Source organism: Streptomyces sp. NPDC002809, from assembly GCF_040295435.1.
Lineage (GTDB): Bacteria > Actinomycetota > Actinomycetes > Streptomycetales > Streptomycetaceae > Streptomyces.
Genome location: NZ_JBEOVJ010000092.1, coordinates 20,882 through 31,263 on the forward strand (window position 1 = coordinate 20,882; position 10,382 = coordinate 31,263).

Sequence of the window (10,382 nt, forward strand, 5' to 3'; positions counted from 1 at the left end):
TGCGGGGGCTCAGGCGCGCAGGCGCAGGCCTCTCGGGGTGGCGAGGAACCCCGCCGACTCCAGAGCGCGGCCGAGGGGTGAGGTCAGGGACGAGGCGCCGTTGGTGCGCTCGACCGTGACCGTGCCGAGGGCTCCGGCGCGTGCGGAGGCGGCCAGGGCGGCCGCGGCGGCCCGAAGCGCGGGGTCGTCCGGATCGGTCGGCCAGGCCAGCAGCGTCTTGCCGCCGCGCTCCATGTAAAGGGTCAGCTCACCGTCGACCAGGACCACGAGGGAACCTGCCTTGCGCCCGGGCTTGTGCCCTGCCCCGGCCGGCGGCTCGGGCCACGGCAGGGCCGCGCCGTAGGCGTTGGCGGGGTCGGCCGCGGCGAGGACCAGAGCACGGGGGTCCGCGCCCGGTTCCGTGCGGTCGCGGGCGGTGGCGGCCGCGCGGAGCCGGTCGACCGCGCCGTCCATGGCGAACTGCGCCGCCCCCAGACCCTCCACGACGTAGCCGCGGCGCGCCTGCCCGTTGTCCTCGAAGGCGGACAGCACTCGGTACGCGGCAGAGAAGCCGCCCTCGACGCCCTCGGCCTGGACCGCGCCGCGGGTCACCACGCCATGCCGGTCCAGGAGGGTGCGCGCGAGGGCGTGTGCCCGGTGCGTGGGCTCGGGTTCGGAAGGCGGCAGCAGGGACCAGCGGCCCGAGACGGTGGGCGGACCGGTGCGGGAGACGGGACGTGCCGCAGCCGTCAGGGAGCCGTAACGGCCGCGCGGAACACTGCGTTTGGCGCGGTGCGCGGTCGAACCCGCCGTGCGCCCGGAGCCGAGCAGTGCACGCAGGGGGGCGAGTGTGTCGTTGGTGAGCCGGCCCGACCAGGCGAGGTCCCAGAGGGCGTCCGCCAGTTGGGGGTCGGTGGAGTCCGGGTGCGTGGTGGCGCGGACCTGATCGGCGATCTGGCGGAAGAAGAGCCCGTACCCACCGCTCAGCGTGGTCAGCACTGATTCGTGCAGAGCGCTGAGTTCGAGCGGACGAGGGGGAGGCAGGAGCAGGGGCGCGCTGTCGGCCGGATAGAGGGAGAGCCAGCCGTCCTTGCCGGGGAGGGCGCCCGCACCGGCCCACACCACCTCGCCGGTGGTGGTGAGTTCGTCAAGGAGCGAGGGGGAGTAGCCGCTGACGCGGCTCGGCAGGATGAGCTTCTCCAGTGCGGACGCGGGGACGGGCGCGCCCTGCAACTGCTCGACGGCGCGCGCCAGTCCGTCGATTCCGCGCAGGCTGTTGCTGCCGAGATGCTGCCACTGGGGGAGGAACCCCGCCAGTGCGGCGGGAGGCACCGGCTCCAGCTCATGGCGGAGCGCCGCGAGCGAGCGGCGCCGCAGCCGCCGCAACACCGTGGCGTCGCACCACTCCTGGCCGATGCCGGCGGGGTGGAATTCGCCCTGGACGATCCGGCCCGAGGCCGCGAGCCGTTGCAGCGCCCCGTCGGTGACGGCGGTGCCGAGACCGAACCGGGCGGCAGCCGTGGTGGAGGTGAACGGGCCGTGCGTACGGGCGTAGCGGGCGAGGAGATCGCCGAGGGGGTCCTTCACCGGTTCGGTGAACGCCTCGGGGACGCCGACCGGAAGCGCCGTGCCCAGGGCGTCGCGCAGCCGGCCCGCGTCCTCGATGGCCGCCCAGTGATCGCCGCCCCCGATCCTGACCCGGATGGCACGACGTGCCGATGCCAGCTCCTGTGCCCACTGCGGCTCGGCGCCGCGCTCGGTCAGTTCCGCATCGGTGAGTGGACCGAGGACCCGCAGAAGATCGGCGACCCCCTCGATGTCCTTGATCCGGCGGTCCTCCGCAAGCCACTGGAGCTCCTGCTCCAGCTCGGTCAGGACCTCGGCGTCGAGCAGCTCGCGCAGCTCCGCGCGGCCGAGCAGCTCGGCCAGGAGATGGGAGTCGAGCGAGAGCGCGGCGGCCCGCCGCTCTGCCAGGGGCGAGTCGCCCTCGTACAGGAACTGCGCGACGTAGCCGAACAGGAGCGAGCGGGCGAACGGGGACGGCTCCTGGGTGGTCACCTCGACCAGGCGGATCCGGCGGGCTTCCAGGTCGCTCATCACCTCGGTGAGCCCGGGTACGTCGAAGACGTCCTGGAGGCATTCGCGGACCGCTTCGAGAACGATGGGGAACGAGCCGAACTCGGAGGCGACCTGGAGGAGCTGGGAGGCCCGCTGGCGCTGTTGCCACAGCGGTGTGCGCTTGCCGGGACTACGACGCGGCAGCAGCAGCGCGCGGGCCGCGCACTCGCGGAACCGGGAGGCGAACAGGGCGGAACCGCCGACCTGGTCCGTGACGATCTGCTCGATCTCGCCCTTGTCGAAGGCCACGTCGGCGGCGCCGACCGGGGGCTGGTCGCTGTCGAGGGCGGTGTTGGCCGGAGGGAGCGGCGAAGCGCCGGGGTCCTGGACCGAGTCCTGTGCGGGGTCGAAGTCGAGGAGGTCCAGGCCCATCATGTCCGCGTCAGGGAGTCTCAGCACGATTCCGTCGTCGGCATGCATGACCTGGGCATCCATGCCGTACCGCTCGGCGAGGCGAGCGCCGAGGGCCAGCGCCCACGGGGCGTGCACCTGGGCGCCGAAGGGGGAGTGCACAACGACGCGCCAGTCGCCCAGCTCGTCGCGGAAGCGCTCGACGAGGATCGTCCGGTCGTCCGGCACGTGGCCGCAGGCCCGGCGCTGCTCGTCGATGTAGGACAGCACGTTGTCCACGGCCCAGGTGTCCAGGCCCGCTGCCAGCAGCCGCTGCCGGGCGTCCTCGGGGGACAGCCCTCCCAGCTCGCGCAGGAAGGCGCCCAGCGCACGCCCCAGCTCCAGCGGACGGCCCAGCTGGTCGCCCTTCCAGAACGGCAGCCGTCCCGGAACGCCAGGAGCGGGCGAGACCAGGACCCGGTCGCGGGTGATGTCCTCGATCCGCCAGGACGTGGTGCCCAGCGTGAAGACGTCGCCCACCCGGGACTCGTACACCATCTCCTCGTCCAGCTCCCCGACCCGGCCGCCGCCCTTCTTGGGGTCGGAGCCCGCCAGGAAGACCCCGAAGAGCCCGCGGTCGGGGATGGTGCCGCCGGAGGTGACGGCGAGCCGCTGGGCACCGGGGCGGCCTGTGACCGTACCGGCGACCCGGTCCCAGACGACGCGGGGACGCAGTTCGGCGAAGGCGTCGGACGGATAGCGGCCGGCGAGCATGTCGAGCACGGCGGTGAACGCCGACTCCGGGAGCGAGGCGAAGGGGGCGGCCCGGCGGGTCACCGCCAGCAGGTCGTCCACCTGCCAGCTGTCCAGGGCGACCATCGCCACCAGCTGCTGGGCCAGCACGTCCAGCGGATTGGACGGGATCCTCAGGGCCTCGATGGAACCCTCGCGCATCCGCTCGGTGACCACGGCCGCCTGCACGAGATCGCCCCGGTACTTCGGGAAGACGACCCCGGTGGAGACCGCGCCCACCTGATGCCCGGCACGGCCGACCCGCTGCAGTCCGGAGGCGACCGACGGCGGTGACTCGACCTGGATCACCAGGTCGACCGCACCCATGTCGATGCCCAGCTCAAGGCTGGAGGTGGCGACCACCGCGGGCAGCCGGCCCGCCTTGAGGTCCTCCTCGACCTGGGCGCGCTGCTCCTTGGAGACCGATCCGTGGTGGGCCCGGGCGAGGAGCGGCGGCGCTCCCTTCGCCGCGCCGGACTCCGCCATGACCTCGGCGGGGGAGTGCGCCTCGGGCATCGTCTCGCCGGTGGCGCGCTCGTACGCGATCTCGTTGAGCCGGTTGCAGAGCCGCTCGGCGAGACGGCGGGAGTTGGCGAAGACGATCGTGGAGCGGTGGGACTGGACGAGATCCGCGATCCGCTCCTCCACATGCGGCCAGATCGACGGTTTGTCCGCCTGGCCTGAGGAGTCCGGGTCGGTGGCGGGGGAACCGCCGAGCTCCCCCAGATCCTCGACCGGCACGACCACCGACAGATCGAACTGTTTCGTGGACGGCGGCTGGACGATCTCCACCTTCCGCTGCGGGGAGAGGAAGCGCGCGACCTCGTCGACCGGACGGACCGTGGCCGACAGGCCGATCCTCCGGGCCGGACGGGGCAGCAACTCGTCGAGCCGTTCGAGCGACACGGCGAGATGGGCGCCCCGCTTGGTGCCCGCGACCGCGTGCACCTCGTCGAGGATCACCGTTTCGATGCCGGCCAGCGCCTCCCGTGCCGAGGACGTCAGCATCAGGAAGAGGGACTCGGGAGTGGTGATCAGGATGTCCGGCGGCCGCGTGGCCATCGACCGACGCTCGGCGGGCGGGGTGTCGCCCGAGCGGATACCCACCCGGACCTCGGGCTCGGGCAGCCCCAGGCGTGCCGATTCCTGGCGGATACCGGTCAGCGGCGAGCGGAGATTGCGCTCCACGTCGACGGCGAGGGCCTTGAGGGGCGACACGTAGAGCACACGGCAGCGCTTCTTCGCCTCGGCGGGCGGCGGGACCGCGGTCAACTGGTCCAGGGCGGCGAGGAAGGCGGCCAGGGTCTTTCCCGATCCGGTCGGCGCGACGACCAGGACGTCCGACCCCTCACCGATCGCCCGCCAGGCACCTTCCTGCGCGGCCGTGGGCGCGCTGAAGGCCCCCGTGAACCAGCTGCGGGTCGCGGGGGAGAACGAATCGAGTGCGGAGCCGGTCATGTCCCCCATCGTGCACCCCGCCACTGACAACGGCTGCGGAGACGGCCCGGCCGGCGTCGTGCAGCCGTCCGTGATCCGGGCCGCGACGCCGGCCGGGCACTGCGCCGAAGGCCCCCGAGCTCGCGGCGGCCGTTGCGCCGATGCCCCCCGGAAGCGAACTGCGAGAATCCGACCATGGCAGCTGTATCGGGTCCGGCGGAATGGGCGAGGCACTGGCAGTACGCGGAACTGCCCGACCTCGACCTGCTGCGGGCCCGCTACATCCGCCACACCTTCCCCCGCCACAGCACGAGGGTTATGTGTTCGGCACCATCACCCAAGGTGTCGAGGACGTCGGGCTGCCCGGCGGAACGATCCACGCGGGGCCCGGCACCGTCGTCATGATCAATCCGGAGGTCCCGCACACCGCCCGCGCCGGTGTGCCCGAAGGATGGGTGTACGCCACGCTCTATCCGTCCTCCCGGGTGGTCAACGACATCGCGGCCGATACGACGAACCTGCGCGGCACGGTCGGCTTCACGGAGACCGGAGTCGTGGATCCGTACGCGGCCCGGCTGATCGGGGAGGTCCACCGCGCGGCGGAGGAGGGAAACGCACTCGCGGCGGACAGCGTGCTGCGGGCCGTGGTCACGCGCCTGCTCATCCGGCACGGCAGTGCGCTGCCCGCCGGCACCGCCAGGACGGCCGGTGCGCGGGACGCGACTCGTGCCCGAGCCGTACTGGAGAGCAGGATGACCGAGCCGCCCACGCTGGCGGCACTGGCCACCGAGCTCGGCACCAGCCCGTTCGCCCTGCTCCGCGCCTTCAGGAAGCAGTACGGAATGCCGCCGCACACCTGGCTCACCGACGCCCGGGTCCGGCGTGCGCGGCGCATGCTCGACTCGGGTACCACTCCTGCCGCGGCCGCCGCTGCCGTCGGCTTCACCGACCAGCCGCATCTCAACCGCCATTTCACCCGGATCGTCGGGGTGCCACCCGGCGCCTACCAGCGCGAACGCGCAAGAACGTACAAGACCGGCCCCGATCTGCCCGGGTAGCGTGCCGGGCGTGGCAGAACAGACAGCACCCCCTCGGCACGCGGTCGGCCCGCCCGACGGCAGTGGGATCACCGCCGGGGCCAAGCCGGACGCGGCCGTCGTACGTGACGCTCTCGGCGTCGGCATAGCCGTCGGCCTCTCAGGCTTCGCCTTCGGCGTCACCTCGGCCGGATCCGGGCTGAGCCTGCTGCAGACCTGCGCGCTCAGCCTCCTCGTCTTCACCGGCGCCTCCCAGTTCGCTCTGGTGGGCGCCCTTGCCGCCGGCGGCAACCCGTACACCGCGGCCGCCGGCGCCTTCTTCCTCGGCGTACGCAACTCCTTCTACGGCCTGCGGCTGTCGCAGCTTCTCGCGCTCCCGCGGGCCCTGCGCCCCTTCGCCGCCCAGTGGGTGATCGACGAGACGACGGCTGTGACGCTGCCCCAGCCCACCCGGCGGGCTGCCCGGATCGGCTTCACCGTCACCGGGCTCACGCTCTATGTGCTGTGGAACCTCACCACGCTGGCCGGCGCGCTGGGTGCCGAGGCGCTCGGCGACACCGCCGCCTGGGGGCTGGACGCGGCAGGCCCCGCCTCCTTCCTCGCTCTGCTCGCACCGATGCTGAAGAGCACCACGGAGCGGGTCACGGCCGCGCTCGCCGTTCTGCTCGCCCTCGGTCTGCTGCCGGTACTGCCCGGCGGGGTGCCCGTACTGCTGTCCGCGCTGGCGGCGCCCGTCGTCCTCTTCCTGACGGGACGCGGCAAGGACACGGCGCCGAGCCCGAAGGAAGCCGGGGACGGCGGGGAACCGCACACCACCACGCCGGAGGACGGCCGATGAACGTCTGGATCGCCATCGCACTGACCGCCGTCGGCTGTTACCTCGCCAAACTCCTCGGCCTCCTGGTGCCCGCCGGCGCCCTGGAACGCCCCCTCGTGCAGCGTCTCGCCGCCCTTCTGCCGGTGGCCCTGCTGGCCGCTCTGACCGCGCAGCAGACCTTCGGCGACGGACAGCAGCCGGTGCTCGACGCCAGAGGCGCGGGCCTCGCCGCAGCGGCTCTCGCCCTCGTCCTTCGCGCGCCCTTCCTCGTCGTCGTGGGTGTGGCCGTGGCCGTCACCGCCGGCGTGCGCGCGTTCGGCTAGCCGGCGCGCACGGACGGTCCTGCGCGGCCGCGGTCAGTCCAGGCCGCGCCCGTACGCCCGCAGGGTCTGCAGGGCTCTGAGCGTGACCAGGGGGCGTCCCTCCAGGGCGGTTCCAGGCGCCCACTGCCGCCAGGTCACCGGCCAGCCGCCGTCCGCCTCCTGCCCGGCCGCCAGATGGTCCAGCGCGCGATCCATCTCCGCGTCGGTGAACCAACGCAGGGCGAGCGATTCGGGCGCGCGGGCGTAGTCGTACGGAAAGTGCTGCTCACCCGGCGCGTAACCGGGCGCCACCGGATACTCCGCGCGCCGTTCCGGGTTCAGGACGGCGAGCCGCTGGTCGCGCACCAGGCGTCCGAGCCGGTCGGCCGCGGCCTCGGCCCGCGGCCGGTCAGGCGCACCGTCGAGGAAGGCGACCGCGGCCTCGATCTCGTAGGGATGCGTCACCTCCAGGGCGTCGACGGCCGCCCAGCAGAAGTCGGTGGCCCGGAACAGCCATGCGTGCCACACCGAATTGCGGTGCAGCAGCCCGACGACGGGCCCGGTGACCAGGAGCTCGGCAGGGGGATGGTCGACGATCGGGATGAACGGCGCGGCCGGGTAGCCGCGTTGCGAGGGAAGCAGAGCGGGTAAGGCGCCCTCCTTGGTGGACACGTCGGTGAGGAATCGGCAGATGCGTTCCACCCGGAGTCCGCCGCAGCGGTCGATGGAGTCGAGGACGCTCAGCGCGTGTGCCGTGTGCAGCGGCTGACTGACGGGGCCGCGCAGATCGGGTTCGAGCGCGTGCCCGTACCCGCCGTCCTCGTTGAGATAGGCGGAGAGCGCCGTTTCCACGGCGTCCGCACTTCCCTTCAGGAAGTGATGGGCGAATCGCCGCTGCTCGAGGACACGGGCCGTGAGCCAGATGAACTGCTCGGCACGGTTGAGGGGACTTGTTCCGGTTCCAGCCATGGACCGACCGTAGGACGGTAAGCGCTCTCGGCAGGGCCGGGCGGCCCGGCTGCACTCTCAGGAGCGGGATACTGGTGGCATGCGGTTGACGATTTTCTGGGAACGGATGGCGGACCACTTCGGCGCGGGGTACGCCGATTCCTTCGCGCGTGACCATGTGATGGCGGAGCTCGGCGGGCGCACGGTGTGGCAGGCCCTTGACGAGGGGTGGGAGGCCAAGGACGTCTGGCGCGGGGTCTGCACGGCGGTCGGCATCCCCGCGGACAAGCGCTGAGGCACAGGCCGGCGCGGTGCGGCGGCGGTCCGTCCCCCGGGGCGCGCGTCCGGTTGTTCCCGCGGTAGGCGAGACTTGTTCCGTGGCACCGACAGACGAGACCGTTCAGACCCAGCCGCCCCCCACCCCGCCCGTCCCGCCGGCCGCGCCACCCGCCCCGCCGTCCGGCACGGGGAGTGCCCGCATGCCCGGCTGGCTGCCGCGTGCCATGGTGCTGGCGCTGGCGCTCTATGCCTGCTTCCGCCTCGGCAGCTGGGCGTTCGACCAGCTCATCGGCCTGCTGATCAATGTGCTGATCGCCTTCTTCCTGGCGCTCGCGATCGAGCCCGCGGTGAGCCGGATGTCGGCCCGCGGCATGCGCCGGGGCTTCGCCACCTTCCTGGTCTTCCTCGGCGTGCTGATCGCCGGCGCAGGTTTCGTCGTGCTGCTCGGTTCGATGCTCGCGGGCCAGATCGTCGACATGGTGGAGGACTTCCCGAAGTACCTCGACTCGGTGATCAACTGGGTCAACCAGACCTTCCACACGGAGCTCTCCCGCGTCGAGGTGCAGGACAGCCTGCTGCACTCCGACTGGCTGCAGAAGTACGTCCAGAACAGTGCGACCGGCGTACTCGACGTGTCCACCACGGTCCTCGGCGGCCTGTTCCGGCTGCTGACGATCTTCCTGTTCTCGTTCTACTTCGCGGCCGACGGTCCCCGGCTGCGCCGTGCACTGTGCTCCGTCCTCCCTCCCGCCCGTCAGGCGGAAGTGCTGCGGGCCTGGGAGATCGCGGTCGACAAGACGGGTGGATATCTCTACTCGCGCGGCCTGATGGCGCTCATCTCCGGCATCGCGCACTACATCCTGCTGCTGGCCCTCGGCGTGCCGTACGCGCCGGCGCTCGCTGTCTGGGTCGGGCTCGTCTCGCAGTTCATCCCCACGATCGGTACGTATCTGGCGGGCGCGCTGCCGATGCTGATCGCGTTCACCGTCGACCCCTGGTACGCGTTGTGGGTCCTCGGATTCGTCGTGGTGTACCAGCAGTTCGAGAACTACGTGCTGCAGCCCAAGCTGACCTCGAAGACCGTCGACATCCACCCGGCGGTCGCCTTCGGCTCGGTCATCGCCGGCACGGCGCTGATGGGCGCCGTCGGTGCGCTGATCGCCATCCCGGCCGTGGCCACGCTGCAGGCCTTCCTCGGCGCCTATGTGAAGCGCTACGACGTCACGGACGATCCCCGGGTGCACGGACGCCATCAGTGGCGGCGCGGGGAATCGGTTTCCGTGCGGCTGCGCCGGCTCTGGCACGCCCCTGAGGGAGAGGGCGAGGCCGAGGGTGAGCGGGGAGAGGACGAGGAGGGGCAGGGCCCTCAGCCGCGTTCCTGAGGCGGAGGTACGTCCGGTCCGCGTGTCCGGTCCGGGGGCCCGGCCCGCGTTGTCCCCTTATGGCCGGTATCCGGTATGGCGTCGCTCACGTGTCATTGACTCCCCGGACTGCTGATGCTAGGGCGCTACCCTTGGGGCGAGTCGGTGCGGCGTGGTGCGCTTGACACCAAAATCGAACATCCGTTCTCATGGGATTCCGGCCGGGTTTTCCCGGGCTCGACCGTGGAGTTGTCCACAGGCCGGGAGGACGTCGAGGCCCATTGTCAGTGGCAGGGGTTAGCGTCTTTGACGTGAAGCGATCGACTCAAGCAAATCGGGTGGAACCCATGGCAGGAAACGACCGCGAGAAGGCGCTGGACGCCGCACTCGCACAGATTGAACGGCAATTCGGCAAGGGCGCGGTGATGCGCCTGGGCGAGCGGCCGAACGAGCCCATCGAGGTGATCCCCACCGGCTCGACCGCGCTCGACGTGGCGCTCGGCGTCGGCGGCCTGCCGCGCGGCCGTGTGGTGGAGGTGTACGGGCCGGAGTCCTCCGGCAAGACGACGCTGACGCTGCACGCCGTGGCGAACGCGCAGAAGCTCGGCGGCACGGTGGCCTTCATCGACGCGGAGCACGCCCTCGACCCGGAGTACGCGAAGCGGCTCGGCGTCGACATCGACAACCTCATCCTGTCCCAGCCGGACAACGGTGAGCAGGCTCTCGAGATCGTGGACATGCTGATCCGCTCGGGCGCCCTGGACCTGATCGTCATCGACTCCGTCGCGGCCCTGGTGCCCCGTGCGGAGATCGAGGGCGAGATGGGCGACTCGCACGTCGGTCTGCAGGCCCGCCTGATGAGCCAGGCGCTGCGGAAGATCACCAGCGCGCTCAACCAGTCCAAGACCACGGCGATCTTCATCAACCAGCTCCGCGAGAAGATCGGGGTGATGTTCGGCTCGCCGGAGACCACCACCGGTGG

General features: G+C 71.8%; 7 protein-coding genes and 1 pseudogene. 6 read left to right on the top strand and 2 right to left on the bottom strand.

Annotation, left to right across the window (positions count from 1 at the left end; translation table 11 throughout):
- Positions 1-9 precede the first annotated feature (9 nt).
- Entirely contained in the window at positions 10-4,677 is a 4,668-nt protein-coding gene (locus tag ABT025_RS33935; RefSeq protein ID WP_351002503.1) for an Lhr family ATP-dependent helicase, read from the bottom strand.
- A 174-nt stretch (positions 4,678-4,851) separates the two neighbouring features.
- Between ABT025_RS33935 and ABT025_RS33940 the strand changes: the two are divergent.
- From ABT025_RS33940 to ABT025_RS33950, 3 genes and pseudogenes are all read left to right on the top strand, one after another.
- Positions 4,852-5,714: pseudogene (locus ABT025_RS33940) on the top strand (AraC family transcriptional regulator).
- A 10-nt stretch (positions 5,715-5,724) separates the two neighbouring features.
- A complete protein-coding gene (locus ABT025_RS33945) occupies positions 5,725-6,531 on the top strand; it encodes an AzlC family ABC transporter permease (RefSeq protein WP_502972088.1) in 807 nt (268 codons plus the stop codon).
- Positions 6,528-6,833, top strand: a complete 306-nt coding sequence (locus ABT025_RS33950; RefSeq protein WP_351002504.1) for an AzlD domain-containing protein — start codon at positions 6,528-6,530, stop codon at positions 6,831-6,833. The genes ABT025_RS33945 and ABT025_RS33950 overlap by 4 nt, the downstream gene beginning before the upstream one ends.
- A gap of 33 nt (positions 6,834-6,866) precedes the next feature.
- Here the strand turns inward: ABT025_RS33950 and ABT025_RS33955 are convergent, their stop codons facing one another.
- Positions 6,867-7,781 carry a hypothetical protein gene (locus tag ABT025_RS33955; protein ID WP_351002505.1) on the bottom strand — a complete coding sequence of 305 codons (915 nt, stop codon included), beginning with the start codon at positions 7,779-7,781 and terminating at the stop codon, positions 6,867-6,869.
- 79 nt (positions 7,782-7,860) lie between these two features.
- Here ABT025_RS33955 and ABT025_RS33960 point away from each other — a divergent pair, with 79 nt between their 5' ends.
- The 3 genes from ABT025_RS33960 to recA form a co-directional block, all read left to right on the top strand.
- Entirely contained in the window at positions 7,861-8,055 is a 195-nt protein-coding gene (locus ABT025_RS33960; RefSeq protein ID WP_327708537.1) for a DUF3046 domain-containing protein, read from the top strand.
- 184 nt (positions 8,056-8,239) lie between these two features.
- Positions 8,240-9,421: an AI-2E family transporter gene (locus ABT025_RS33965; protein WP_351002508.1), complete on the top strand. Its 1,182-nt coding sequence runs from the start codon at positions 8,240-8,242 to the stop codon at positions 9,419-9,421.
- A gap of 326 nt (positions 9,422-9,747) precedes the next feature.
- A partial coding sequence (gene recA / locus ABT025_RS33970) for a recombinase RecA (protein ID WP_351002506.1) occupies positions 9,748-10,382 on the top strand: 635 nt, incomplete at its 3' end.

Coding starts and splice junctions, on each gene's coding strand:
- ABT025_RS33960 (WP_327708537.1), top strand. CDS start 7,861: ATGCGGTTGACGATTTTCTGGGAACGGATGGCGGACCACTTCGGCGCG.
- ABT025_RS33935 (WP_351002503.1), bottom strand. CDS start 4,677: ATGACCGGCTCCGCACTCGATTCGTTCTCCCCCGCGACCCGCAGCTGG.
- ABT025_RS33955 (WP_351002505.1), bottom strand. CDS start 7,781: ATGGCTGGAACCGGAACAAGTCCCCTCAACCGTGCCGAGCAGTTCATC.
- ABT025_RS33950 (WP_351002504.1), top strand. CDS start 6,528: ATGAACGTCTGGATCGCCATCGCACTGACCGCCGTCGGCTGTTACCTC.
- ABT025_RS33965 (WP_351002508.1), top strand. CDS start 8,240: ATGCCCGGCTGGCTGCCGCGTGCCATGGTGCTGGCGCTGGCGCTCTAT.